The sequence below is a fragment of the Variovorax trehalosi genome, from assembly GCF_051216415.1.
GTDB lineage: Bacteria > Pseudomonadota > Gammaproteobacteria > Burkholderiales > Burkholderiaceae_C > Variovorax.
The window spans coordinates 652,273-677,823 of sequence record NZ_JBPJZG010000002.1 but is presented as its reverse complement, the minus strand read 5'-3'; the positions used below and the strand labels follow the sequence as shown (position 1 = coordinate 677,823).

Genomic DNA, 25,551 nt, shown 5'->3' with positions numbered 1-25,551 from the left:
AGAAAGTGGCTAGCGAAGGGGTTGGAGCCGGCGGGCGCCGCTGCGTTCCAGCATCGGCAGGTCGAGTGCGCCGCGCTGCGCGGCCTGCTGCGCGCAATGCATGGCGTCGAAATACTTGTCGTGGTCGAAAGCGATCAACAACAGGTCCACACCGGCATCGAGGGCGCGGACCGTGGTGTCGCACAGCCCGCGGTTGTAGGCCGCGCGCATCGTCAGATCGTCGGTGACGAGCAGGCCCTGGTAGCCCCACTCGCCGCGAATCAGCTGCTGCACGATTTTGCGCGAGAAAGAGACCGGATAGATGGGGTCGAGTTCCGGAACGACCACATGACCTAGCATGATCGCGGCGTTCGATTTTCTCGACACGTCTTGAAACGGCTTCCAGTCATGTGTTGCAAGTCGGGCGACGGGCGTGCGCAGGGTCGCGGCGAAGTGGTGTGTGTCCTCGGTCACGCCGGCGAGTCCGGGAAAGTGCTTGAGGGTGCCCCGCACGCCAGCCGATTCGAGGCCTTGCTCGTAAGCGAGCGCCACCTGCGCGGTGAGAGCGGGGTCGGCCGAGATGGCGCGTTCGTCGATGCGGGTGTGGAAGTCCCATCGCCCCGGTGCGCGGCCGGTACGCAGATCGACCACGGGACTGAAGTTGAGCGTGATGCCGAGCGCAGCGAGTGAGCGGCCTTGCTGTGCGCCGTAGGCATGGGCGCGCTGCGCGAGTTCGGCTTCGGGCACGTCGGCGTCGACGAGCGTGGAGAGGCCGGGCTGGCGTTCGATCAAAGGCGAGAGGCGGGACACGGCACCGCCCTCCTGGTCTGTCGCGATGATCAGCGCAGGCATGCCGGCTTCGCGGCGCAATGCCTGCAACTCATCGATTTCCTCGCGCAGTTCGATGGCCGTGCGTCCCTTCACGTTGCGGCCCGTGATGAACACGCCGCCGATCAAGCCCTTGCGGGCGAGTTCGTGCAGGTCCTTCGCATCGTCGTAGCCAACCATGAAGTGCGCACCGAGCATCTGCGCCACGGGACCGGATGAAGCGGGTACCTCGGCACGGTGACGCAGGCTCGTCATTTCGTTGCCGAGGGCCATGAGCAGCGCCGCGAACACCAGGCCGAGCGACACGGGCCGGAGTGCGCGGCGACCGAAGCGCCACGCGGTCACCGCGCCCACGCCCAGCGCACCCAGCAAAATCGGCAACTCCCATGCACGCATGAAGCGCAGATGCGGGTCCTTCAGGTGCAAGGCCCAGAACCACAGCGCTGCCAGGGCCAGCCAGCCCAGGGCGCCGAGCGCGAAGCGCAGGAGTTTCATGCGCCTTGTGCAGCAGGTGCTGCAGGCTCGGCGCGCCGCGACAGTGCGTACCAGTCGACCTTGCGCGTCACCAACATCAACGTGGCCAGCATGCCGAAGATCAGCAATGCGCCGAGCAGTAGCGCATTGCTTTCGGAGGCGAGCAGTCCGTAGAGTGCGCCATACAACAGCGCGATGAAGGCACCGAACGACAGTCCGCGCCGCCAACCGCCGAGCACTGCGCTGAAGTACACGGCGAGCAGTGCAACGCTTGCGCCGGCTGCGCTCGCATAGGCGATCCAGAACGCGAACTTTTCCGACAGCGCGAGCAGCAACAGGAAGAACAGCGCGATAGAAAGGCCGACCAGGCCGTACTGGATCGGGTGCAGGCGCAACTTGCGGAAGAGCTCGAACATGAAGGCCGCCATCAGCACCAGGCCGATGAAGAGCATGCCGTACTTGCCGGCGCGTGTGCTCATCGAATAGACGTTGATCGGCTGCGCAAGCGACACGTCGAAGGTCTGCAGCGGGCCGAGATTGCGCTGCGGGCGCGCGCTGCTTGCCGCTGCGGCTGTGTCGTTGCCGTCGACGCGACCGGAGAGTCCGGCACGCACCTGCTCGCGCGCCGAGGTCACGAGCGACGAGATGCGCCATTGCGCATCGAAGCCCTGCGGCGTCACGTTGCGTTGCGCGGCGAGAAAACGGCCACCGAAGCTCGGGTGCGCCCAAGGCGAGGTGAGGCGTGCGGTGGTGTCTTCGGCGATGGGCGCGATCGCGAGGGTGTCCTGGCCGACCAGGCCGAGCTTCATCTCGAAGGTCAGGGGCGTGTTGGCCTGCCATGCCGCGAGCGCGGTGCCTGTGACCGGTGCGTGGATGCCGTCGGCGAACCAGGCGTTGTCGGCGATGCCCGGCACGCGTTGCTTGAAACGCAGCGCCTCGCCGCCCATCACCAGCGCCGGCGAGCCGTCGAGGCCGCGCAAGTCGCTCACGTTGAAGGCGATGAAGGGTGCCTTGAACTCGATCTTCGAATCGGTTTCGCTGTGAGGCAAGACCTTGGGGTCGAAGGCCGTGAATCCGCCGGTCAGCGTGGCGTTGAGTGTGTAGAACGGAATCTTGAAGATGCCGCGATAACGCTCCTGCGGCGTCATCGAGCCGTCGATGTGCAGCTTGTCGGGAAACACCGCGTGGACCATCTCCTTGCTGCGTTGCTCCTGGCCGATCACCTTGCCTTGCGCGTCGCGCAGCGGCTCCATCCAGCGCTCGACGTACGGAACCAGCAACAGCGGACCGACCATGGTCTGGCGGCTGGCATAGGTGGCGGCGAGTTCCTGCGCGGCTTCGCGCCGGCTCTCGCCGCGTGCGTTGTTGATCGAATCGATCTCCGCAAGCGGAATGCAAAGCAGCAGCATCAGGAAGAACAGTCCGGCCACCTTGGCCAGCACGGATGTCTGAAGTGCCTTCAGGAACTGAAGCATGATTTTTTCTCCTCGTCTGTAGCGAAGCGGCGATGCTCCCTGCGCGATCCGAAGCTTGTGTGAAGCACCCGGACGGCGGCACTTCACACAGGCTTCACACAGCGCGACGTTCGCGGCCGGCGACTTCAAGGAGCCTTCCAACTGCCTTCTCGCACGCCGCCGAAAGTTGCGGCCGTGCAAGTTCGCACGGACAAGGACCCCCGCCATGGATGCCACCACCACCCCACGTCCCGGCCGCTGGCTCTGGCTCGCCACCGTGAGCCTGGCGACCGCGGGCTTCATCGCCATGGGCCTGCGCCCTGTGCATGCGCAGGAAGCGCCTGCCGGCCCGCGCCTGAAGACGGAGAGCCCGTATTTCTTCGTCAAGAGCGACGACCCTTCGGTCGATCGCCTGCCGCTCAAGGGCACGGAAGTCGCCGTGAAGATCTCGGGCGTGATCGCCGATGTCACGGTCACGCAGACCTATCGCAACGAAGGCCAGCGCGCCATCGAAGCCAAGTATGTGTTCCCCGGCTCGACCAAGGCCGCTGTGAGCGGTCTTAATGTTCGGCTGGCGGATCGACTGATCACCGCGCAGATCCGCGAGAAGCAGCAAGCGCAGATCGAATACGACACGGCGAAGAAAGAAGGCAAGACCGCCGCACTGCTCGAGCAGCACCTGCCCAACGTGTTCCAGATGAACGTCGCCAACATCCTGCCCGGCGACGACGTGAAGGTGGAGCTGCGCTACACCGAGCTCTTGGTGCCGCAATCGGGCAACTACGAGTTCGTGTTCCCGACCGTGGTCGGCCCACGCTACAACAGCCCGCAATCGGAGAACGCGCAAGCCAAGTGGGCGGCACAACCCACGCTGCATGCAGGCGTGGCACCGAGCACCAGCTTCAAGCTCAAGGCCACCATCGACACGCCGATGGGCCTGAAGGAAGTGCGCTCGACCACCCACACCATCGATGTGAAGAAGAGCGACGAAGACCAGCACGCTGACATCACGCTCACAGCCGATGGCCGCCCTGCCGACAACCGTGACTTCGTGCTGGACTACCGCCTCGCGGGCGAAAAGATCGAGTCGGGCCTGATGCTCTACAAGGGCCAAGGTGAGAACGCCGAGAACTTCTTTCTCGCCATGGTCGAGCCGCCCAAAGCCGTGGCCGCCAGCGCGATCTCGCCGCGCGACTACATCTTCGTGGTCGACATCTCGGGCTCGATGCATGGCTTTCCGCTCGATACCGCCAAGACGGTGCTCGAACGCCTGATCGGAGGCCTTCGCCCGAGCGATACCTTCAACGTGCTGCTGTTTTCGGGCAGCAACAAGATGCTCTCGCCGAAATCCGTGCCGGCCACGCGCGCCAACATCGAACAGGCGCTCGCGACGATCAAGAACTACAGCGGCAGCGGCAGCACCGAACTGATTCCGGCGTTGAAACGCGTCTACGCCGAGCCGAAGGAAGAGAACGTGTCGCGCACCGTGGTCGTGGTGACCGACGGCTACGTGACGGTCGAGCGCGAAGCCTTTGACCTGGTGCGCAGCAACCTCTCCAAAGCCAACGTGTTCGCCTTCGGCATCGGCTCTTCGGTGAACCGCAGCCTGATGGAAGGCATTGCGCGCGCCGGCATGGGCGAGCCCTTCATCATCACCGACCCGGTGCAGGCGCCCGAGCAGGCCGCACGGTTTCGCCGCATGGTGGAGTCTCCGGTGCTCACCAGCGTGAAGGCCACCTTCGGCGGTCTCGATGTGTACGACGTGGAACCCCAAGCCCTGCCCGACGTGCTCGGCGAACGACCGGTGATCGTGTTCGGCAAGTGGCGCGGCGAGCCCAAAGGCCGCGTCATCATCGAAGGCCAGGGCGCCAGCGGCCCGTACCGCCAGGAAGTGCGCATCGACGACCGCACCCGCCTGGACACCGCCGCGCTGCGCACGCTGTGGGCGCGTCATCGCATCCAGAGCTTGAGCGACCAGGAAACACTCGAAGGCAGCGCGGCCTTCAAGGAACGCATCACCGAGCTGGGCCTGAAGTACAGCCTGCTCACGCAGTACACGAGCTTCATCGCAGTCGACAAGGTTGTGCGCAACCTGGCGCCGCAGAACAGCGTCGATGTGAACCAACCGCTGCCGATGCCGCAAGGTGTGAGCGACCTGGCGCTGGGCGCCGAGGTGCCCAGCACCCCCGAACCCGAAACGCTCGGCGCCATCGCCGTCGTGCTGTCGATGCTCGCCATGCTGCGCCGCCGCGCGCGCCGCAACGATGCTCGCCGATTCACCTCTTGAACGAGCGGAAAGAAAAACATGTCTCTGGCAACGCTCGCCCACCGTCATCCGCGCATCGTGGACTGGGGCATTCACATCGACCGCACGCCGGCCGCAGGCTGGCTCACGCTGCAGTTCGCCGCGCTGACGCCGACCTGGGCATGGATGGTCCAGCGCATGCGCGACGGCTCCGACGATCCGCTGGGCCTGCTGGCATTGGTTGCACTGGCTGCATTGGCATGGCAATGCCGACGTGAGTTGCGCGCTTCGCCGCGGCTCGGCTGGCTGGCGCTCGCGGGTGCAGGCACCGTGCTCGCCACGCTGCTGCGTTCGGGGCTCGGTGTCGTGCCGGCGCTGCCGCCGCTGGCGGCGGGACTGGTGGCTGTGCTGGCACTGGCCTGCGGCCTGCTGGCTTTTCTGCCGAGGCGCGTCGCGGCGCTGCCGGTAGCGGGTCTCGCGGTGCTCGCACTGCCGCTGTTGTCATCGCTGCAGTTCTATGCAGGTTATCCGCTGCGCGTGGTGACGGCCGAGGCCAGTCGCTGGCTGCTCGCACCGGGCTTCGACGTGGCGCGCGAAGGCACGAGCTTGATGGTGGACGGTCGCCTGGTGATCGTCGATGCGCCCTGCTCCGGCGTGCAGATGGTGTGGCTGGGCTACTTCGCCGCCTGTGCCGTCGCGCTGTGGGCGCGACGCAGCGACAAGGCTTTCCTGCGGCGCCTGCCAATGGTCGGCCTGCTGGTGCTGGCCGGCAACATCGTGCGCAACAGCGTGCTCATCGCTTTCGAAGGCGCGGGGCATGCGCTGGCGCCGTGGGCGCACAACGCGCTGGGCCTGGTCGTGCTGGCGGCCGTCTGCGGCTGCATCGCCCGCCTGATGGTGCCTGCGCGTGCCATGCCGGAACCCGCCGATCACCCTATATCGGGCCTGATCACCACGCAAGGAGGCCGCCATGTCGACACCGTTCTTTGAACGCTGGTTCGCCAACCATTTCATCAACCGCATCGGCCACAAGACAGCCTTCGCGCTGGCGATGCTGCTGTGCATGCTGTGGTCGACGGCGGCGGCGCTGCGGGCACCGTCTGCGCCCGAGGCGATGGCTGCCTCGCACGAGTGGCCCAGCCAGTGGGACGGCGTTCCGCTGCGGCCGCTCGCATTGAGCGAAGTCGAGCAGCGCTTCGCCGACCGCTTCCCCGGCGCCATCGGCCGCATGACCGACGGTACCCAGACCCTCGTGATGCGCGAGGTGAAACAGCCCACCCGCATGCTCCATCCGGCCGCGGACTGCTACCGCGCGCTCGGCTACCGCATCGAACAGGCGCGGCTGGAGCGCGACGCGCAGGCGCGTTTGTGGCGCTGTTTTGTTGCGCAACGGCACGGCCCTCAAAAGATCCGCGTTTGCGAGCGCATCGTCGATGCCCAAGGCACGGCTTTCACCGACACTTCAGCCTGGTATTGGTCGGCGGCCAGTGGGCAGTCGACCGGTCCGTGGCAAGCCGTCACGGTGGCGAGACCGATGTGAGAGCGTGTTTGTGAAGAAGACCTTGCGATTTGTGCTTTTCGGGCTGCTGGCCCTCGTGTTGACAGCGCTTGTAGCTATCTTTTTGATAGTCAAGATCGCGCTGGCTCCGGCGGCGGGCGAATGGAGCACGGCGGTGAAGGCCGGTCCGCTCAACTTCGAGATCGGTGTGCCGACTGCGATGCGCCTGGCCACCTCGTCCTGGTTCGCACCGCGGCTGGATGGTCATTCCCTCGATACCCGTTTCGGCACCGTGCGTTTCAGCTGGAAAGACGCAGCCGGCCTGCAGGAGCTACGCTGCGAACCCTGCAGCGTTGAGGTGCCGGCGCTCGGCACGCAGCCGATCAAGGTCGAACGCCTGGTCGCCACCGTGCGCCGCGACGGCAACACGCTGACCGGCACTTTCGAAGCCACGCCCCGGACCACCGAAACCGACATGCTCCAGGGCACATGGGAAGGCCGCCTCGCGCCGAAGAACCTGCACCTGAGCGCCAAGGTCCAGGACGCGCCCATCGCGCGCTGGTACGCGGTGCTGGTGCCCACGCTGCCCGAGCTGCAGCGCGCGCGCATCGGCGGCACGCTCGCCTTGAGCGCACAGCTGGTGCTGCCCGAGGCCACGTTCGCTGTGCAGCCCGTCATCAGCCAGTTCACCGTCGAGGGCCTCGGCACCGAGGCGATGCTCGGTGCGCGCACCAGCTGCGGCCCGTCCGCCAAGCTGGCCAACGACAGCTGGCTGGCCCGGGCCGTCATCGCGGCCGAAGACCAGCGCTTCTTCCAGCACGCGGGCTACGACATCACCGAGATCCTCGCGTCGATCGACAACAACCAGAAGGAAGGCCAGACCAAGCGCGGCGGCAGCACGCTCACGCAGCAACTCGCCAAGCTGCTGGTGACCGGCAGCGACCGCACGGCCGAGCGCAAGCTGCGCGAGATGCTCTATGCGGTCGAGATGGAGCAGACGCTGGGCAAGGCCCGCATCCTGCAGCTCTACCTGGACAACGCGCCCTGGGGCGGCAACATCTGCGGTGCCGAGGCGGCGGCGCGGCGTTACTTCAAGCGCAGCGCACGCACGCTGGAGCCCGCACAGGCCGTCTGGCTCGCCGCGATGCTGCACAAGCCGCAGGCCGTGCTCGAGCAATGGCGGCGCGACGGAAACATCGACCCCGACCGCACCAAGTGGGTCGCCGAAAGCGTGCGCGGCATCAGCCGCAACCAGCGAGAGGCGTTGCTCAAGAGCGTGGCAGCGGCCAAGTACATCCCACCAGAGGCCAATACGCCATGAGCACAGTGCCGAGCATTGCCGACATCGAGGCCATCGAGCGCGCCACCATCGCGGCGGTATCGCCCGAGGCATCCGAGGAACTCGACGGCTGGCTGCTGCCTTTTGACGGCGGCACCGTCAAGCGTGCGAGATCGGCGGTTCCGCTGCATCGCAGTGCGGTAGACCCAGCCACGCTCGACCGCATCGAAGACCGTTACGACAGCCGCCAGGTCGCCCCTGCGCTGCGGCTGGCAGATGCCGATTGCTTCGAAAGCCTGCGCGCCGAGCTGGAGCGGCGCCACTACATGGGCGACAGCCCAACCTGCGTGCAGATCGGAACCACACGGCAGATGCGGCAGGCCGCGGCCGGTGCCGGCGGAGGTGCGTTGGCCGATGTCGACCGCACACCCGACGACGCCTGGGCGGCACTGTTCCTCGGCGAGGGCTTCGATCCGGTGGACGGCGCCCATCGTGTGCGCGCGCTGGCCCGCGCCAAGGGCTCGCTCTATGCCAGCGTGCGCGAAAACGGGCGCACAGTGGCCGCGGGCGCGATGGCTTTCGGACACGGCTGGGCCAGCGTGCACGGCATGCGGACCGACAAGGCGCACCGGGGCCGGGGACTGGCCGGGCGCGTGCTGGCGGGGCTCGCCCAAGCGGCGCTGACGAAGGGTTTCGAGCGTGTGTTCCTGCAGGTCGATGCGCAGAACCATCCGGCGCTGTCGCTCTATCGGCGCGCAGGGTTCGAAACCCACTGGCAATACAGATACTGGCAACGCCAGCAGTGGTCCCGGTAAGGCCCAGGTCCTCTTCTTCAATCGCCGGCTTCGAAGCCGAAGCGCGCATCTCGCAGCGTCGCATCGACCAAGTCGATCGGGCTGCCGAATCCGGGCGTCAGCTGAAGGATGCCGCCCAGGCGCTGGTCGATCAGCAGGATCGCCAGGCCGTGTACGTAGCCCCAGGCGGCTGTCATCTGCACGGCCTCGGCGTTGCCCAACGACACCGGCGTTTCCGCCGAGGTTTCCGGCCTGCCGCCGATGATGGCGGCCATCACGCGCATCGACTCGCGGGCGGCTGTGTGCAGGGCGGGGCGCCGCATGTCGATCATGTCGTTGCGGAACATCAGCCCGAACATCGCCGCGTTGTCGTTGGCGAAGTGCACATAGGCGCGCGCGATGGCGTTGCGGCGCTCGGGCACGTCCGCGATCTCGGGCGCGGCGGTGCGCATGGCATCGGTCAGGCGCCGGAAACCAACTGCGGCCAGTTCGCTCACCAATCCCGACATGTCGCCGAAGTGGTGCTTGGGCGCCGTGTGCGACACCCCCGCTTCCCGCGCGATGGCCCGCAGGCCCAGGCCGGAAATGCCGTCACGCAGCAACACGGCCTCGGCCGCGGCCAGCAGCGCCTCAGGCAGCGAGCCGTGGTGGTAGCGCTTGGACGGGGTTTCGGTGGTCATGGGAAAGCGAAAAAAGCGACGGCAGTGGCGAGGAGGCCAAAAATCTTACCACTGGAAAAATTCCTTGACAGCACGCGCGGGCTCATTGATATTTCCACTGGAAAGATATTCGACCGACCTTCCCTCGAAACCCCTGGAGCCCCGATGAACGACATCACCCTCCCTCGCAACGCCCCGCCGCCCAACATGGCCCCGATCGACTTCGAAACGGCGCTCGGCCCGCTGCCCCTGCAAGGCACCCTTCCCGAAGGCCTTCGCGGCACGCTGGTGCGGAACGGCCCGAACCCGGTGGTGCCCGATCCCAAGGCGCACTGGTTCGCGGGCGACGGCATGCTGCATTCGTTCACCCTGGCCGATGGCCAGGTGCATTACCGCAACCGCTGGCTGCGCACCGATCTCTGGCGCGCCGCCACCGAAGGGCGGGACCTGACCAGCAGTTTCCAGAAAGCGACTGTCAGCGACGGACCTCCGCCCAAGCACGACGGCACGGGCAACACCAACGTGATCGCCCACGCCGGCCGGCTGCTCGCGCTCGAGGAGGCGCATCTGCCCATCGGCTTCGAACTGCCCACGCTCGCCACCCTGGGCGCCACCGATTTCGACGGCCGCCTGAGCGGCACCTTCACTGCCCATCCGAAGACCGATCCGCGCACCGGCGAACTGCTGTTCTTCGGCTACGGCACGCCGGCACGGCTGTCGAACGGCATGAGCTTCGGTGTGATCTCGCCGGAAGGCCGCGTGACGCGCTTCGAGCATTTCGAGGCGCCCTACGCCAGCATGGTCCACGACTTCATGGTGACCGACCGCCATGTGATGTTCCCCGTCATGCCGCTCACCGCCAGCTTGGAGCGCGCCCAGAGCGGCCGACCGCCCTTTGCCTGGGAGCCCGAGTACGGCACCCGCGTCGGCCTGATGCCGCGGGGCGGCAGCACGGCCGACATCGTCTGGTGGCGCGGACCGAGCTGCTACGCGTTCCACGTTATGAACGCCTGGGAGGCCGATGGCAGCCTGTTCGCCGACGTGTTCCAGTTCGACACGCCGCCCCTCTTTCCGAAGCCCGATGGCTCGCCCGCGAGCGACGCGCCGTCACCGAGCTGGCTGGTGCGCTGGCAGTTCGACCTGTCGAACCCGTCGCGCGAATTCACGCGGACGCGGCTCGCGGAAATCCCGGGCGAGTTCCCGCGCATCGACGAACGCTTCGCCGGCCTGCCCTACCGCCACGGCTGGTATGCGTGTCACGCCGAAGCGGCGCCCGGCGAGCCGCCGCGCCTCTACGCGGGCCTGCTCCATATCGACCACTCGAAGAAGGGCGAGCGCGACATGTACATGTTCCCCGCGCCCGACGTGGTGTCGGAAGGCGTCTTCGTCCCCCGCTCGCCCGATGCCGAAGAAGGCGACGGCTGGCTGCTCGCCACCGTGTGGCGCGGCGCGACCAACACCAGTGACCTCGTCATCTTCGATGCCTGCGCGCTCGCCAAGGGCCCGGTCTGCACGGCGTCGCTGCCGCACCGCGTGCCGGTCGGCTTTCATGGCAACTGGTTTGGAGAACGCACATGAGCATGCTGCTGGCCTTCCTGCCCTTCATCGTCTTCGCGGTGTTCGACCGCGTCCTGGGCGTCGTACCTGCGCTGTGGGCGGCGGCGCTGCTGTCGGCGGTGTTCCTGGTGCGCGACTGGCTCACGCCCGGGCGCACGGTCAAGGTGCTGGAGATCGGCACCGTGCTGCTGTTCGGCGGGCTTGCGGTCTACGCGCTCGTGGCGCACACTGAGTGGTCGCTGCTGGGCGTGCGCCTGCGCGTCGACGCCGGCCTCCTGATCGTGGTGCTGGCCTCGATGCTCGTCGGCCAGCCCTTCACGTTGCAATACGCGAAGGAGCAGACGCCGCCCGAGGTGTGGACGCAGCCGGGCTTCAGGTTGGTCAACAACGTCATCACCGCCGCATGGGCCGTCGCCTTCGCGCTCATGGTGTTCGCGGACGTGGCCATGATCTACATGCCCTCGCTGCCCTTGTGGGTGGGCATTGCGGTGACGGTCGCGGCCATCGTCGGTGCGATCCGCTTCACGAAGTGGTATCCGGAGCACATGCGGGCGAAATTTCAGGCTGCCGGCTGACAAGGATGCGCTCATCCCCACCGGTGGTGCGGTCAGGGGGTTGGTGACACCATGGGCCGCATGAAGAAAAACGCCAACCACCCCACCGAACCCGTTGTCGCGCCCCGCGGCCTCGACCACATCGTGGCCGGTGTCTCCACCAGCGACGGCGACGGCGTCAAACTCACCCGCGTGCTGCAGCAGCCACTGCAGAAACGGCTCGATCCCTACCTGATGCTCGACGCCTTTGGCAGCGACAACCCGGGCGACTACATCGGCGGCTTTCCGAACCATCCGCACCGGGGCTTCGAAACCGTCACCTACATGATCGCGGGCCGCATGCGACACCGCGACAGCGCCGGTCACGAAGGGCTGCTCGAGAACGGCGGCGTGCAGTGGATGACCGCCGGCCGCGGCCTCGTGCACAGCGAGCTGCCCGAGCAGGAAGAGGGCCTCATGGAAGGCTTTCAGCTCTGGCTCAACCTGCCCGCGAAAGACAAGATGCGCGACCCCTGGTACCGCGACATCCAGAGCGAAGAGATCCCCGAATACACCACCGCCGGGGGCGTGCACGTGCGCGTGATCGCCGGCACCAGCCACGGCATCGAAGGCGCGGTGCTGCGCGCGCACACCGAGCCGCTCTACCTGGACATCACGCTGCCGCCGGGCGCCGAGTTCGCGCAGCCGCTGCCCGCGGACCACAACGTGCTGGTCTACGTGTTCCGCGAATCGCTCTGGATCGCGGGGAGCGAAGTGCCGACGCGCCGCATGGCGATCCTCGCCAACGACGCCGGCAGCGACGGCGTGGTGCTGCGTGCCGGCGCCACCAACCACAGCCCGGCGCGCGCGCTGCTCATTGCCGGCCGGCCGCTGCACGAACCCATCGCGCAATACGGCCCGTTCGTGATGAACACGCAGGAAGAAGTGAAGCAGGCCGTGCACGACTTCCAGAACGGCCAGTTCGGCTGAGTCGCTGTAGTCGCGGGCCTACCGAAAGTCGGCATCGCGGTGCAGGCCGCTCCGTGGCATGCGGCGCATAGATTGCGCCCATGCCCCCCAGGATCCGAAAAGGACAGGCGCCCGACACGCTGCAGCGCGCCCAGTTCCATGACCGCTTCATGCAGCCCTTCCAGGACCCTGCGTTCAAGGCCGAGGCGGGCTCACTCGAGCGCATCGAGCTGATCGCGTGGGAGGCCTACCAGGAAGGCCGCAAGGCGCCCGTCACGCGCAAGGCCGGGCCCGGGTATGCGGACCCCGACTACGACCTCTCCGTCGACTGGCTCGAAGCCAAGGCGCGCATCGATGCCGCACAGGCGGCATGGGGCCAGCCGCAGACGCGCTCGCGCGTGCTGCTGGTCAACGGTTCCCCGCGCAACGACGGCACCTGCCCCGGCGAGGTCTCCAAGACCTGGCGCCTCGCGGGGCTCGCGCAGGAAGTGCTCGAATGCAGCGGCATCGAGGCCGACGTGCTCGACCTGAGCCTCGTCACCTCGGAGTACGGGCGGCAGATCCATCCCTGCAAGGGCTGCGTCTCCACCGCGATGCCGCTGTGCCATTGGCCCTGCAGCTGCTACCCCAATCACTCGCTGCGCCAGACCGGCGACTGGATGAACGAGATCTACGAGCGCTGGGTCGCCGCGCACGGCGTGATCCTGCTCACACCCACGCACTGGTACCAGGCCACCAGCCCGTTGAAGCTGATGATCGACCGGCTGGTGTGCGCCGACGGCGGCAACCCCGACCCCACCAGCACTCACGGCAAGAAGCCCGAGGAAGCCAAGGCGCTCGAACTCGAGGGCTGGGGCTATCCCAAGCACCTGGACGGCCGTGTCTATGGCGTGGTGGTGCACGGCGACGTGGCCGGTGTCGAGAGCCTGCGCCGCAATCTCACCGACTGGCTCGACTGGATGGGCCTCGTCGACGCCGGCACGCAGGCGCGCCTGGACCGCTACATCGGCTACTTCGAGCCCTATGCGACCAGCCACGACACGCTCGACGAAGACGCCGATGTGCAGGAAGAAGTGCGCAACGTGGCTCGCGCCGTCGCCCGCGCGGTGGGCGAGTTGCGCGCCGGCAAACTGCAGGCCCCTGACCGGGGCCTGAAGCGTCCCCGGCCCAAGTAAAAAAATCACGCGGACGTGCTGCGCGCGAGGGTGCGATTCATCATTCTTTACGCAAGCTCACTTCAGGCTAACGGAGGCGATACAGACGTCTTCCACACTTCGCTTCACCTGCTGCCCATCGGTGGCGGGCTTCTTCGAAAGGAAGCACTTCTCATGATTTCTCTTCGCCAACGCATCGTCTGGGCGAGCCTGCTGGGCTCCGCCGCCCTCGCCTCTTCGGGTGCCTTCGCTCAAGCGCCGGCAGCGACCACCACGCCGGCACCTGCCGCCACCGTGGCCCAGGCCGACACCACCGCCGCTCCCAAGGCGCAGCACAAGCGCATGGACCCGGCCCAGCGCATGGAGCGCATGAAGGAACACCGTGCCAAGCGCCTCGCCGCGCTGAAGGACAAGCTCAAGCTGACCGCCGCCCAGGAAGGCGCATGGACCACCTACACCACGGCCAACCAGCCGCCGGCCGGTGCCCGTCCGCAACGCATGGACCGCGCCGAGTTCGCCAAGCTGACCACGCCCGAGCGCCTGGAACGCATGCAGACCCGCCAAGCCGAGCGTAGCGCGATGTTCGCCAAGCGCGCCGAAGCCACGAAGACCTTCTATGCCGCGCTGACGCCCGAGCAGCAGAAGACCTTCGATGCTGAAACGGTGCACGCCGGCGGCCGTTTCCATCGCGGTCACGGCCACCATGGCGGTCCGCGCGACGCAGCGCCCGTCAAGAGCTGAGTCGCCAGCCGCCGGTGACGGCGGCCCACGAAAAAGCCCGCAGCGCCTTGTGCGCTGCGGGCTTTCTTTCTTGGTTCAGGCACCGTGCCTGCTTACTGCGGCGTACCTGTCTTTTCCGTCGGGTTGGTCGGCACCGCCGGACGCTCGCCCTTCTCGCCGAAGCGCGGCTTCACCTTGCGCGCCTGCTGGCTGACTTCCGCACGTGACATCTCGCCCGTTGGCTGCGGCATGGCGTTGGGCTGGTGGTTGATCGTGGTCGTCGCCTCGCCCTTGGGCACCATGCTGTTGGCGTTGTTGCGGTTCTGCACGCGTGCCTCTGCCTTCACGGCCTCGCGGGAGGCGGGCATCGAGTTGTCGGGGCGCTGGGTCGGATTCGCCACGCCGGCCGGCGTCATCGTGCTCGCCTGGCCACCCACGGCCGGGTCGGGCTGGGCGGGGATGGATGTGGTCTGGGCGATTGCCGCTCCGGCCACGCCCAAGAGCGCTGCCATCACCGTCGTTCGGAAAATCGAGTGTTGCTGCTTCATGTGGTGCTCCTTGTGCTTGCGTTGTCTCGGATGAGTCATGGATGAAAGGATGGAAACCTTGGGCTTCCTTTTTCAAAGCCCTGAAGTCACCGTAGGAGCCCGATAAAGGCGCCTGTGTCGGGGCGCGGCAGGCCTGCCTGTAGGAGCCGACCTCCCACGCGCGAAAGGTGCGGAGAACGGCACGGAAGAAGGTGGCGCGTTCCTACAGGCAGGCCGGGCGCGGGCACGTACAACGCCAGAACCGATGTCTTCCACCTCCCCGATCCCCGCTGCGGCCGCGCCTGCGCCGACCTCGCTCAAGGTCATGACGGTGAACACCCACAAGGGTTTCACCGCGCTCAACCGCAAGTTCATCCTTCCCGAGCTGCGCGACGCCGTGCGCACGGTGGGCGCCGACGTGGTGTTCCTGCAGGAGGTGCTGGGCACGCACTCGCGCCACTCGCGCAAGGTGAGCAACTGGCCCGAGGCGCCGCACTACGAATTCCTCGCCGACACCATGTGGCCCCAGTTCGCCTACGGCCGCAACGCCGTGTACCCGAAGGGCCACCACGGCAATGCGGTGCTGTCGAAATTTCCGATCGTGCATTTCCGCAACCACGACGTGTCGGTGAGCGGCCCCGAGAAGCGCGGGCTGCTGCACTGCGTGCTGCGCCTGCCGGGCCGCACGGTCGACGTGCACGTGATCTGCGCGCATTTGGGCCTGGCCGAAGCGCACCGCCAGCAACAGCTGGAGTTGCTCTGCCACATCGTGCGTGACGAAGTGCCTGCCGATGCGCCGCTGATCGTCGCGGGCGATTTCAACGACTGGCGCGGCCGCGCGCACGAGGTGCTCGAAAAAGGCGCCTCGCTGCGCGAGGTGTTCGTGCACGCCAACGGGCGCGCCGCCAAGACCTTTCCGTCGCGCTTCCCGGTGCTGCCGCTGGACCGCATCTACGTGCGCAACGCCGGCGTGCACGCGCCGGTGGTGCTGCCGCGCAGGCCCTGGTCGCATCTCTCGGACCACGCGCCACTTGTGGCGGACATCGATCTCTGAAGCGGACGGCACCATGAGCAACGGCAACCATTGGGTCGGCGGGAACCGCATCGAGCTGCTCGAGAACGGCGAGGAGTTCTTTCCGCGCGTGTTCGATGCGATCCGCGCGGCGCAGCGCGAAGTCATCGTCGAGACCTTCATCCTGTTCGAGGACAAGGTGGGCCTCGCGTTGCACGCGGCGCTGCGCGAAGCGGCACAACGCGGCGCGAAGGTCGACCTGATGATCGACGGCTTCGGCTCGCCCGACCTCTCGCGCGAATTCATCGAAGGGCTGACCTCGGTCGGCGTGAAGGTGCGGGTGTTCGACCCCGGCCAGCGTTTCATGGGGCAGCGGCTGAACGTGTTCCGCCGCATGCACCGCAAGATCGTCGTGGTCGATGGCGAACGCGCCTTCGTGGGCGGCATCAACTACTCGGCCGACCACCTGCTCGACTTCGGCCCCAAGGCCAAGCAGGACTACGCTGTGGAACTTGCGGGCCCCATCGTGGCGGAGATCCACCAGTTCGTGCTGCGTGCCATTGCCGTCGGCGGCAAGGGTGCGGGGTGGTTCCGCCGCCGGCTCAAGCAGGCGCCGCCGGTGCGCCAGACCACGGCCGGCGAAGCCGACGTGATCTTCGTGACGCGCGACAATCGCCGCCACACCAACGACATCGAGCGCCACTACCGCGCCGCGATCCGCTCGGCGCGCGAGCGCATCGTGATCGCCAATGCGTATTTCTTTCCGGGCTACCGGCTCATCAAGGAACTGCGACGCGCGGCGCGGCGCGGCGTCGACGTGCGGCTCATCCTCCAGGGCGAGCCCGACATGCCGATCGTGAAGACAGCCGCGAGCATGCTGTACCACCACCTGCTGCACGCGGGCGTTCGCATCTACGAGTACTGCGACCGGCCGCTGCACGGCAAAGTCGCGCTGATGGACGACCGCTGGAGCACGGTGGGTTCGAGCAACCTCGATCCGCTGAGCCTGTCGCTCAATCTCGAAGCCAACGTGGTCGTGCGCGACAAGGCCTTCAACGAGGTGCTGTGGCAGCGCATGGAACAGCTCATGCAGCACAGCTGCAAGCAGATCGACACGGCCGAACTCGCGAGCGAATGGAGCGGGTGGCGGCTGGTGCGCAGCTTCTTCATCTTCCACTTCCTGCGCTGGTATCCCGCGTGGCTGGACCGCCTGCCGCGCCACGTGCCGCGGCTGACGCCCGCCGAGGCGACCGATCTGGCCGAACGGCAGAAGAACAACGAGCACACCGGCGGCGCCACGCCGACGGAAGCGGCATGAGGCCCATGAACCGATGACCACGATGGCCCTCGCTCGCCAGCCCTGGTGGCCCTGGGCCCGCCGGGTGGTCGTGTGGGGCTTCTTCGGGCTCGTCGCCTGGCTGCTGGTGAATCAGGCGCGCGCCATCGACTGGAGCGAAGTGCTCGAGGCTATCCGTGCGCTGCCTGCGACCACGCTCTTCGCGGCTGGCGCGCTGGCCGCATGCAGCTTCGCGCTCTACAGCACCTACGACCTGCTGGGCCGGCACTTGACGAAGCACAAGCTCGGCGCCGGCTCCGTGATGGGCGTGACCTTCATCAGCTACGCCTTCAACCTGAACTTCGGCTCGCTGGTGGGCGGCGTGGCCTTTCGCTACCGGCTCTATTCGCGCCTGGGCCTGGGCAACGAGACCATCACCCGCGTGCTGGGCTTCAGCATGCTGACCAACTGGGTCGGCTACCTGGTGGTGGCTGGCGTGGCCTTCTCTTTCTGGCCGATGACGCTGCCGCCCGAATGGAAGATCGGCAGCGAGGGCCTCCGTGTGCTCGGCGCGGTGCTGCTGGCGGTGTCGGCGGGCTACCTGGCGTTGTGTGCTTTCTCGGCGGGGCGCATCTGGCGCGTGCGCGGCCACACGTTCAAGACGCCGGGGCTCGCGATGGCGCTGCTGCAGTTGGCGATGTCGTGCCTGAACTGGTCGCTGATGGGCGGCGTGATCTGGCTGTTGTTGCAGGGCGAGGTCGGCTATCCGCACGTGCTCGCGGTGCTGCTAGTGGCCGCGGTGGCCGGCGTCGTCACGCACGTGCCGGCGGGGCTCGGCGTGCTCGAGGCGGTGTTCGTCGCGCTGCTGTCGTACCAGGTGCCCGGAGCCACGCTGCTCGGGGCGCTGCTGGCTTACCGGGGGCTGTATTACCTGCTGCCGCTGGCGGTTGCGTTGGGCGCTTACCTGGTCATGGAGATGCGCGCGCGCCGTCGCCGGCAGCGCTTGGCCTAGATCCTAGAAGTGGTAGGTGTAGCGCAGGCGCAGGAAGGTCTCGCCCGGGTTGGGCTTCTTGATGCCGCCATTCGAGACGTGCTGTACCCGCAGCGAGACTTCGTGCGCCCCGTTGTCGCCGAAGCTGCGCCCGATGCCGAGCACCTCGGTGAACTGGAAGGCCGTGCTGAAGCTGCGATCGGGCGTGCGGTAGACGTGGTCCATCAGGGTCGCGCCGACGCCGCCTTCGGCGAACCAGGGCGATGCGCCGTCGCCGAAGCGGTAGCGCAAGGTGTAGATCGCGCCGATCTGGACGAAATTGCGTGGGCCGTCGTCGAGGGGGCGCGCATGCCAGTTGCTTATGTAGAAGTCGAGGTACGAGGAGAACGGGCTGCCTTGTGGTCTTTCGCTGAACGACCACGGCACTGTCATGCCGACGCTGACCGAGTTGGTATCGCCCTTTTCCCCGTGCCGTGCGTGGCCGCCGTCGATGTAGATGCCGCGGGTGTCGTCGCCAGAAGCATGGGCCGCCGTGCCGAGCAAGCCGAGAAGGCCTGCGAACACGGCGACACGCAGGGGCGTGCAAGAACTTTTTTTCATGTTGTGAGTGCTCGATGCGGATGATGAGAGAAAGTCCAAATATTTACTTTCTCCAGCGTCCGGCGCGGGCGCAGCACGTAATTTCCACATCCAAAGGTAGGACTTGTTCAACAAGAATGCAGATTGATATTGCTGCGCTGCAGCAATCGAAACGGTCGAGGCCTATAGTGGGTTCTCCTCCCCCCACGCATCGGCCCCATATGTCATCTCTCAGTACCACCGCCCGTCTGGCCAATCCGCTCATGCAGTGGCTCGACCTGGCCCTCAAGACCAACGAGATGCTGCTGTCCTCCGGCTCGGTGATCCGCATGCGGACCGAGCGCATCGCCAGGGCCGGACTCACGCCCAGCGCGGCCGACCTCGCGGAGTTCCAGCTCATGGGGCACGAGAAGCTCGCCGCGGCCAGCGAATCGGGCATTGCGATGGTCAAGCAGTGGCACAGCAGCCATTTCTCGCTGGCCAACAAGGCGCTGCAGCAATGGCTTCAGGGCACGACGGCCTTCTTCTCGATGGCCGGCAGTGTCACCCCCGCGCAGGCGGCCGCGCGCAGCGACGCCTTCGTGCAGACCGCGACCCGCACGGCGAGCACGGCCAGCCAGCTCTCCGGCATTGCCGCCCGCATCGCCCGCGAAGGCCTCAAGCCCATCCACGCCGCGGCCACGTCGAACGCGCGGCGGCTGGCCCAGCTGCAATCCTGACGGGAGAGAAGCGCGGCGCTTTCAGGGCCGCGCGGGCACCAGCGTCAGCAGCGTGATTTCCGAAGGCGCACCAAAGCGCTTCGGTGGGCCCCAGTAGCCGGTGCCGCGGCTCACATAGATCCACATGTCGTGCAGCCGGTGCAGACCCGCCGTGAAGGGCTGCTGCATCGGCACGAACAGGTTCCACGGAAAGAACTGCCCGCCATGCGTGTGGCCCGACAGCTGCAGCTGGTAGCCCGCCGCGGCCGCCACCGTTGCGCTGCGCGGCTGGTGCGCCAGCAGCACGCGCGTGTGCACCAGCGGCGGCGCATCGAACAGCGCCAGGTGCGGATCGCTCGCATGCGCCGCATCGAAGTGCCCGGCGGTGAAGTCGGTCACGCCGGCCAGCACCAGGGCGCTTTCGAAGAGTTCTTCATCAGTCTGCGCGCCGCGCACATTGCGCGTCTGCAGCACCACGTGCTCGTTGAGCAGCACCTTCAGCCCGAGCCGGCGCAACTCGTCGATCCATGCATGGGCGCCCGCGTAGTACTCGTGGTTGCCCGTGACCACGAAGGTGCCGTGGCGCGCTCGCAGCCCCGCGAGCGGCGCGATGTGTTCGCGCAGTTCGGGCACCGTGCCGTCCACGAGGTCGCCGGTGATCGCGATGGCGTCGGCGCCGAGCCGGTTCACCGCGTCGACGATGCGCTGGATGTACGCGCTCCGGATCGTCGGCCCGACGTGGATGTCGCTGAGCTGCGCGATCGTGAAGCCCTCGAGCGCCGTCGGCAGCCCGCGGATCGGCACTTCGACGCGCTTCACGCTCGCCGTGCGGCGCGCGTTGATGAAGCCGACGAGCGAAGTGCCCGTGGCCATTGCCAGCACCGCCAGCGCGCTCCACGGCAAGAGCGCATTCCAGCGCACCTGCACAAAGCCCAGCGCGCCCGCCAGCCAGGTGAGCAGCAGGCCGGCATCGCGCACCAGCGTCAGCACGAACATCGACGAAAACCAGCCCATGCTGATCAGGCCGACCCACTTGAGCACCTCGCCCACCGAGGCGTTGGCCGCAATGCGACGCGAGACGAAAGGCAGCGGAATCGTCAGCGCCGACACCGCCAGCAGCACCAGCGCCAGCGGCCACGCGGGCGTGAGCGTGGCCAGCGCGGGCACGAGGCGCAGCGCTATGTAGACGTGCAGCAGCGCGGTCAGAGCGCTCAGGGGGCGGATCGGCATCGGGGCAATGGGTTCGGGCACTGCCCGGGATACACCACCTGCAAGGCGCATGCCGCGCATTCAAGACGCGGAAAGGCGCCGCATTCGCTATTTTTTCTATAGCGCACGACGCCCGGATAGCGGGCGCCGTGGCTTGACGAGCGTCAGAATTTCGCGGCTGCTGCGAGCGGCGCCGGCCGCCGGCGGCGCCGCGTCACTGCACCGTGCGCGTGCCCGCCGAGGCCATGTCGGTGCCCGCCGGCCATTCGAAGATGGCCTTGGCGGATGCGCCATGCGGCACCGTCAACGATTGCTTGAGCGTCTGGCTGCCGATGCGCGCCTCGACTTCATAGGTGCCCGGTTCCAGCCGCGCCACCATGAACGGGCCGCCAGAGACCACATTGTCCAGCAGCGCGGTGCCGCTGCTGTCGCGCACCGTGACGTGCACGCCGGCGGCGAAGTCGGCGCTGCCCTTGTGGTCCTTGACCGCGAATTCGAGGGTGGCGGGCCAGCGCGGCGAGACCGTCTCCATCAGCTGCGCTTCATCGCTGCCGATGCCGCCGCTCATGTATTCGACGCCGTGCGCCATGTAGATCGGCGGATTCACCGTCGCGTGTGCCGACGACAGCGCCCCAAGCAGCACGGCGCCGCACAACATGAAGGCCGCCAGCGGCCGCGTGCTCGAGGAAGAAGAAAAACGGGAGGTCATGGTCTTGAATCCTTTCCTGGTCGTGATGACGAAAGCCACGCCGCCAATGTGCGGCGCACGACTTAGAAAAGGCTGACCACTGGCCGCGAATGCGGCCGTGGTGCGAGGCTCGCTCAGCGGGCCGCGGAGGTCTGCGCCAGCGCCTGCGTTTGCGGCATCGGGGGCGTGACCGAGGCCATATCGAAGTTCGACGGCCAGAGGAACGACGCGCGGGCCGGCGAACCGGCAATCACGATCAGCGACTGCGTGAGCGTGAGTCCGCCCAGCGTGACGTTCACGTCGTAGGCACCCGGGTTGAGGCGCGCGAGCATGTAGGGCGCTTGCGTCTCCACGTCCATCACCGCCTGGCCGGTGTATTTCTGGCGGATCTGGACCGAGGCCTTGGCCGGGAAGCCGAGAAGCTGCGCGCCCTTGCCGTCGCTCACGCCCAACTCGATCGTCGCAGCCCAGCGCGGCGCCACCATTTCCATGAAGTCGGCCTCGCCCTTGGCTGCGCCGCCGCACATGTACTCGATGCCCTGCGCCACCTGGATGGGCGGGTTCGAGAAAGCGTGGGCCGGCAAAACGGCGCCGAGGAATGCTGCTGTACCGCCCAGTACCAAAGCGGCCAAGGGCCGCCGGAGACGCATAGGGTTCATTGCTTGTTGTCCTCGATCTTGCATGACGTGAAATCCGTCGAGGATTTTGCTTAGCAAGAGTCGGGCTAGATATAGCGTTTACGAGGAACGATCCTCGAAACAGAGTTGAACGCTATTGTTTTAATAGCTGATGACGGCTGTGTGACGGGCATCGCAGCCTGTTTCGGACGCCGACCTCACGGAAACCCTGAGACGCAACGCTCTTGAGGCCGATCCGCACGGGTGCATGGCCCGCGCCCGCGGCGGTGCAAAGCGACCTACAACACATAGCCGAGCGGCAAGGCGGTCGTCTGCTTCAGCTCCTGCATCGCAAAGCTGGAACTGACGTCATGAAGGTTGGTCCCCGCGATCAACCGCTTGTAGACGGCGTCGTAGGCGGCGATGTCGGGCACCACCACGCGCAGGAGGTAGTCCACGTCGCCGCTCATCCGGTAGAACTCGACCACCTCCGCAATGGCGTCGACCGTGGCCGTGAAGCGGTCGAACCATTCCTGCGTGTGCGTGCTGGTGCGCACCGACACAAACACCGTCACGCCCACATTGATCTTTTGCGGATCGAGCAAGGCCACCTGGCGCGTGATGACGCCCGCCTCCTTCATGCGCTGGATGCGTCGCCAGCAGGGCGTGGCGGAAAGGCCCACCCGTTCGGCGATCTGCGCCACCTGTTGCTCGGCGTCGCGCTGAAGGATGTCGAGAATCTTGAGGTCTATGGAATCCAATTTCATGAATCTATATATCTGTAGAAATTGATTCCAATCCTATTGGAATTGGCCGCCCAAAAGGCAACCGGCTTTCAGGTCTGGATCGTCAGACTCCTTCGGGTGGGCGGCGCTGTTGCCGCCCGTCTCATCCGACTGCGAATCCCCGAATGGACATCTATCTCGACACCAATGCCACGACGCCGGTGTTGCCCGAAGCGCGCGCCGCAGCACTTGCGGCGATGGCCAGCGAATTCGGCAACCCCAGCAGCGTCCACAACACGGGCCTGAAGGCACGGGCCCTGATGGACGCGGTGCGAGCCCGAGCCCGCCGCGTGCTCGGCGCGCCCACGGGGCAGTTGCTCTTTGTCAGCGGGGCGACTGAAGGCATCCAGACGGCCGTGCTCTCGGCGCTGACCGCCTTGCGCGGGCGCAAGGACGTCGACTGTCTGCTCTACGGTGCAACCGAACACAAGGCGGTGCCGGAGGCGATTCGGCACTGGAACGCGCTGCTGGGCCTGGACTTGCAGGTGCTGCCCATTCCGGTCGGACGCGACGGCCGTCACGACCTGGCGTGGCTGCGCGCCCATGCGGGCCGCGCCGGCTTGGTCTGCACCATGGCCGCCAACAACGAAACCGGCGTCATCAGCGACCTCGACGGCATTGCCGAGGTGCTGACCGCAAGCCCCGCCCTCTGGATGGTCGACAGCGTGCAGGCGTTGGGCAAGCTGCCGCTGCGGCTGGGCACGCATCGCATCGACTACGCGCCCTTCTCCGGACACAAGCTCTACGCGCCCAAGGGCATCGGCCTGCTGTATGTGCGCGACGGCGCGCCGTTCACGCCGCTGATGGCCGGCGGTGGCCAGGAAGGCGCGTTGCGCTCGGGCACCGAGAACATGTCGGGCATCGCCGCGCTCGGTGCGGTGCTGGCGGCGCTCGAAGAGGGGCGGACCTTCCGGGATCGCGACACGCTCGCGGCCTACCGCGATCGCATCGCCTCGGCGCTGCAGGATGCCTTCCCCGGCGTGGTGTTCAACGCGCCGCCCGCGCTGTGCCTGCCCACGACGCTCAACTTCTCGGTGCCGGGCCTGAATTCGAAGCTCCTGCTGGATCTGTTCGACGCTGCCGACGTGCGCGTGAGCGGGGGCTCGGCCTGCGGCGCGTCCAAGGCGCTGCCGAGCTATGTGCTGGAGGCCATGGGATTGCCGGCGTGGCAAACGACCTCGGCCGTGCGCCTGTCGTTCGGCCCTGCCAGCGATGCGGCGTTCATCGACGAAGCCTGCGCGCGCATCGGCGTCTGCGGTGCGTCGTTGCGCGCCAGTTGCATGAATACGGCCACCGCACCCGGACAAGCCCAGCCGGGCGACGCACTCGACGGCCTGACGCGCCTTGTGGTGGACGGTGCGTGCTGCTACCTGCTGGCCGATGCAGCGACCCGGCGCTGCGTGGTCATCGACCCGCTGCCGGAGCTGACCGATCGCATCGCGCAGCTGCTTCACTGCCAGGCCTGCACACTGGTTGCGGTGCTCGATACGCACAGCCACGGCGACCACGCCTCATCGGGCCCCGAACTGCGCGCGGCCCTGCCCGCACGGCTTCTTGCGTCGGGCGACGTCGATGCACTCGGCTGGCCTCTGGGTGTCGACGCGCTGCACCTCGGCGCGCAGACGCTGACCCGGCTGGCCGTCCCGGGACACACGGCGGACTCCACCGCCTACCTGCTGCGCGATGCGCAGACGAACCTGCGCCTGGCCTTCGTCGGCGACACCGTGATGCCCGGCGCCCTCGGGCGCAGCGACTTCGCCCAAAGCGCGCCGCTGGCGTTCGGCCCTTCGCTGAAGACGCTGGCGCAGACCGTGGGGACCGGCACGCTGCTGCTTCCAGGGCATGACTACGACAACCGCTTCGCCAGCACCATGGCTGGCGAATGCGCCGTCCAGCCGCTGCTGGCGCAGGTGCTGCATGGACACATCGACGCCCAGCAGTTCGCCGCCGCGAAGGCCGAACTCGAGAAGGACCTCGCGCTGACCGAGTACCAGACCCTGGCATGCGGAGCACGGATCGATGGCGACGTTGGCTGCAGCCGCAGCGAAATGGATGCCGCGGAAGTGCGGCAGTTGCTGCAGTCGCATCGCGACCTCGTGCTGGTGGACGTGCGCGAACCCTACGAGCAGCGCCTGGGCGATGCGCCGGCGTTCGGTGCGCATGTGCGCTGCGAGGCCGTGCCGCTGTCGGGTCTGCTCAATGCGCTGCCTGGCTGGCTGTCGCTGCCGGCCGGAACTCCGGTGTTGTTCTATTGCCGAAGCGGCAATCGCAGTTCGCAGGCGGCCAAGGCGCTGCGTCGTCTTGGCCATGCGCAGGCATGGAGCCTGGCAGGCGGTCTCGCGCTGTGGCCCGGGCCGGCTTCGGATGCTGTCGCGAAGCCGTGCGCCGAAATGGCATGACGCCTGCCTGTAATCACGTTGATCTATCTATCTATCTATCGCCCATGAAGCTCTCACGCCGCCCTCTCCTCGTTCTTGGCTCGCTGGGCGCGCTCGCATTGGCGAGCGCTTGCCATGCTGGTGCCAACGACAGCTCTCCTGAAGGGCGTTTCGAAAAAATCGAGCGCTTCGACTTCGACAAGCTGCCTCTGGGCGACGCGATCAAGATCGTGCACGGCAGCGGCAAACGCAGGCTGGCGGTTTTTTCAGATCCGAACTGCGGCCATTGCAAGCGAGTCGACAAGGACCTCAAGGCCATCGGCGACGTCACGGTCTACGTGTTCCTCTACCCCGTGCTCGGCGCGGACTCGCAGGGCAAGTCACGCAGCATCTGGTGCAGCAAGGAAAAACAGAGGGCCTGGATCTACTGGGTCGAAGCCGGCGTCGCACCCGCCAACGCACCGGACAGTTGCGATACGGGCGGCTTGCAGCGCGGCATGGAGCTCGGCCGCCGATACAAGGCCGAAGGGACGCCGATGCTGATCTTCAATGACGGCACCAGGGTCCCTGGTGCGATTCCCGCCCAATGGATAGCGAGGCTGCTCGCCGCTTCGGCCAAGTGACGGCGCCACACCGTGGCACCGCGCT

At 67.0% G+C, this 25,551-nt stretch carries 25 protein-coding genes; 16 read left to right on the top strand and 9 right to left on the bottom strand.

Translation table 11 applies throughout. From position 1 onward, the window contains the following. Window positions 1-9 precede the first annotated feature (9 nt). Both ACSFA7_RS11190 and creD read right to left on the bottom strand, forming a co-directional pair. Window positions 10-1,302 (bottom strand): glycoside hydrolase family 3 N-terminal domain-containing protein, encoded by a 1,293-nt coding sequence (locus tag ACSFA7_RS11190; protein WP_435499407.1) that lies wholly within the window; start codon window positions 1,300-1,302, stop codon window positions 10-12. Further along, window positions 1,299-2,756 carry a cell envelope integrity protein CreD gene (gene creD / locus ACSFA7_RS11185; RefSeq protein ID WP_435499406.1) on the bottom strand — a complete coding sequence of 486 codons (1,458 nt, stop codon included), beginning with the start codon at window positions 2,754-2,756 and terminating at the stop codon, window positions 1,299-1,301. The genes ACSFA7_RS11190 and creD overlap by 4 nt, the downstream gene beginning before the upstream one ends. Window positions 2,757-2,961: 205 nt before the next feature. Here creD and ACSFA7_RS11180 point away from each other — a divergent pair, with 205 nt between their 5' ends. The 5 genes from ACSFA7_RS11180 to ACSFA7_RS11160 are packed head-to-tail and all read left to right on the top strand — an operon-like array spanning window position 2,962 to window position 8,572. Continuing rightward, a complete protein-coding gene (locus ACSFA7_RS11180; protein ID WP_435499405.1) occupies window positions 2,962-5,022 on the top strand; it encodes a VIT and vWA domain-containing protein in 2,061 nt (686 codons plus the stop codon). Window positions 5,023-5,040: 18 nt separating this feature from the next. Then, window positions 5,041-5,970 carry an exosortase Q gene (xrtQ, locus tag ACSFA7_RS11175; protein ID WP_435499404.1) on the top strand — a complete coding sequence of 310 codons (930 nt, stop codon included), beginning with the start codon at window positions 5,041-5,043 and terminating at the stop codon, window positions 5,968-5,970. After that, on the top strand, window positions 5,951-6,520 hold the full coding sequence (locus ACSFA7_RS11170) for a hypothetical protein (RefSeq protein ID WP_435499403.1): 570 nt from the start codon (window positions 5,951-5,953) through the stop codon (window positions 6,518-6,520). Before xrtQ ends, ACSFA7_RS11170 begins: the two co-directional genes overlap by 20 nt. 31 nt (window positions 6,521-6,551) lie before the next feature. Further along, a complete protein-coding gene (locus ACSFA7_RS11165) occupies window positions 6,552-7,799 on the top strand; it encodes a biosynthetic peptidoglycan transglycosylase (protein ID WP_435499565.1) in 1,248 nt (415 codons plus the stop codon). Next, a complete protein-coding gene (locus ACSFA7_RS11160) occupies window positions 7,796-8,572 on the top strand; it encodes a GNAT family N-acetyltransferase (protein WP_435499402.1) in 777 nt (258 codons plus the stop codon). The genes ACSFA7_RS11165 and ACSFA7_RS11160 overlap by 4 nt, the downstream gene beginning before the upstream one ends. Window positions 8,573-8,589: 17 nt before the next feature. Here the strand turns inward: ACSFA7_RS11160 and ACSFA7_RS11155 are convergent, their stop codons facing one another. Beyond that, a complete protein-coding gene (locus tag ACSFA7_RS11155; RefSeq protein ID WP_435499401.1) occupies window positions 8,590-9,231 on the bottom strand; it encodes a TetR/AcrR family transcriptional regulator in 642 nt (213 codons plus the stop codon). Window positions 9,232-9,375: 144 nt separating this feature from the next. Between ACSFA7_RS11155 and ACSFA7_RS11150 the strand changes: the two genes are divergently transcribed. From ACSFA7_RS11150 to ACSFA7_RS11130, 5 genes are all read left to right on the top strand, one after another. After that, complete coding sequence (locus tag ACSFA7_RS11150) at window positions 9,376-10,788, top strand: carotenoid oxygenase family protein (RefSeq protein WP_435499400.1); 1,413 nt, start codon at window positions 9,376-9,378, stop codon at window positions 10,786-10,788. After that, on the top strand, window positions 10,785-11,342 hold the full coding sequence (locus tag ACSFA7_RS11145) for a hypothetical protein (protein WP_435499399.1): 558 nt from the start codon (window positions 10,785-10,787) through the stop codon (window positions 11,340-11,342). The genes ACSFA7_RS11150 and ACSFA7_RS11145 overlap by 4 nt, the downstream gene beginning before the upstream one ends. A 51-nt stretch (window positions 11,343-11,393) precedes the next feature. Then, on the top strand, window positions 11,394-12,290 hold the full coding sequence (locus tag ACSFA7_RS11140) for a pirin family protein (protein ID WP_435499398.1): 897 nt from the start codon (window positions 11,394-11,396) through the stop codon (window positions 12,288-12,290). Window positions 12,291-12,370: 80 nt separating this feature from the next. Further along, window positions 12,371-13,444: a flavodoxin family protein gene (locus ACSFA7_RS11135; RefSeq protein ID WP_435499397.1), complete on the top strand. Its 1,074-nt coding sequence runs from the start codon at window positions 12,371-12,373 to the stop codon at window positions 13,442-13,444. Between the two features lie 153 nt (window positions 13,445-13,597). Then, window positions 13,598-14,164 (top strand): Spy/CpxP family protein refolding chaperone, encoded by a 567-nt coding sequence (locus ACSFA7_RS11130; protein WP_435499396.1) that lies wholly within the window; start codon window positions 13,598-13,600, stop codon window positions 14,162-14,164. A gap of 92 nt (window positions 14,165-14,256) precedes the next feature. On the opposite strand, the gene ACSFA7_RS11125 is transcribed toward ACSFA7_RS11130, so the two are convergent. Continuing rightward, window positions 14,257-14,691, bottom strand: a complete 435-nt coding sequence (locus ACSFA7_RS11125; RefSeq protein WP_435499395.1) for a serine/threonine protein kinase — start codon at window positions 14,689-14,691, stop codon at window positions 14,257-14,259. A 244-nt stretch (window positions 14,692-14,935) separates the two neighbouring features. Between ACSFA7_RS11125 and ACSFA7_RS11120 the strand changes: the two genes are divergently transcribed. The 3 genes from ACSFA7_RS11120 to ACSFA7_RS11110 are packed head-to-tail and all read left to right on the top strand — an operon-like array spanning window position 14,936 to window position 17,970. Further along, window positions 14,936-15,724 carry an endonuclease/exonuclease/phosphatase family protein gene (locus ACSFA7_RS11120; RefSeq protein WP_435499394.1) on the top strand — a complete coding sequence of 263 codons (789 nt, stop codon included), beginning with the start codon at window positions 14,936-14,938 and terminating at the stop codon, window positions 15,722-15,724. 13 nt (window positions 15,725-15,737) lie between these two features. Beyond that, complete coding sequence (gene clsB, locus ACSFA7_RS11115) at window positions 15,738-17,000, top strand: cardiolipin synthase ClsB (RefSeq protein WP_435499393.1); 1,263 nt, start codon at window positions 15,738-15,740, stop codon at window positions 16,998-17,000. A gap of 13 nt (window positions 17,001-17,013) precedes the next feature. After that, window positions 17,014-17,970: a lysylphosphatidylglycerol synthase domain-containing protein gene (locus ACSFA7_RS11110; RefSeq protein WP_435499392.1), complete on the top strand. Its 957-nt coding sequence runs from the start codon at window positions 17,014-17,016 to the stop codon at window positions 17,968-17,970. A 3-nt stretch (window positions 17,971-17,973) separates the two neighbouring features. On the opposite strand, the gene ACSFA7_RS11105 is transcribed toward ACSFA7_RS11110, so the two are convergent. Further along, window positions 17,974-18,549, bottom strand: coding sequence for an acyloxyacyl hydrolase (locus ACSFA7_RS11105; RefSeq protein ID WP_435499391.1), 576 nt, complete (start codon window positions 18,547-18,549; stop codon window positions 17,974-17,976). A 200-nt stretch (window positions 18,550-18,749) separates the two neighbouring features. On the opposite strand from ACSFA7_RS11105, the gene ACSFA7_RS11100 reads away from it, so the two are divergent. Continuing rightward, entirely contained in the window at window positions 18,750-19,247 is a 498-nt protein-coding gene (locus ACSFA7_RS11100) for a polyhydroxyalkanoate granule-associated phasin (protein WP_435499390.1), read from the top strand. Between the two features lie 21 nt (window positions 19,248-19,268). On the opposite strand, the gene ACSFA7_RS11095 is transcribed toward ACSFA7_RS11100, so the two are convergent. The 4 genes from ACSFA7_RS11095 to ACSFA7_RS11080 form a co-directional block, all read right to left on the bottom strand. Continuing rightward, complete coding sequence (locus tag ACSFA7_RS11095; protein WP_435499389.1) at window positions 19,269-20,516, bottom strand: metallophosphoesterase; 1,248 nt, start codon at window positions 20,514-20,516, stop codon at window positions 19,269-19,271. Window positions 20,517-20,649: 133 nt separating this feature from the next. Continuing rightward, on the bottom strand, window positions 20,650-21,144 hold the full coding sequence (locus ACSFA7_RS11090; protein ID WP_435499388.1) for a hypothetical protein: 495 nt from the start codon (window positions 21,142-21,144) through the stop codon (window positions 20,650-20,652). Window positions 21,145-21,257: 113 nt separating this feature from the next. Further along, window positions 21,258-21,782, bottom strand: coding sequence for a hypothetical protein (locus tag ACSFA7_RS11085; RefSeq protein WP_206176373.1), 525 nt, complete (start codon window positions 21,780-21,782; stop codon window positions 21,258-21,260). Between the two features lie 257 nt (window positions 21,783-22,039). Beyond that, window positions 22,040-22,507 (bottom strand): Lrp/AsnC family transcriptional regulator, encoded by a 468-nt coding sequence (locus tag ACSFA7_RS11080; RefSeq protein ID WP_435499387.1) that lies wholly within the window; start codon window positions 22,505-22,507, stop codon window positions 22,040-22,042. A 143-nt stretch (window positions 22,508-22,650) separates the two neighbouring features. Between ACSFA7_RS11080 and ACSFA7_RS11075 the strand changes: the two genes are divergently transcribed. After that, a complete protein-coding gene (locus tag ACSFA7_RS11075) occupies window positions 22,651-24,924 on the top strand; it encodes an aminotransferase class V-fold PLP-dependent enzyme (RefSeq protein WP_435499386.1) in 2,274 nt (757 codons plus the stop codon). A gap of 44 nt (window positions 24,925-24,968) precedes the next feature. Beyond that, entirely contained in the window at window positions 24,969-25,526 is a 558-nt protein-coding gene (locus ACSFA7_RS11070) for a DsbC family protein (RefSeq protein WP_435499385.1), read from the top strand. The last annotated feature ends 25 nt before the right edge of the window (window positions 25,527-25,551 follow it).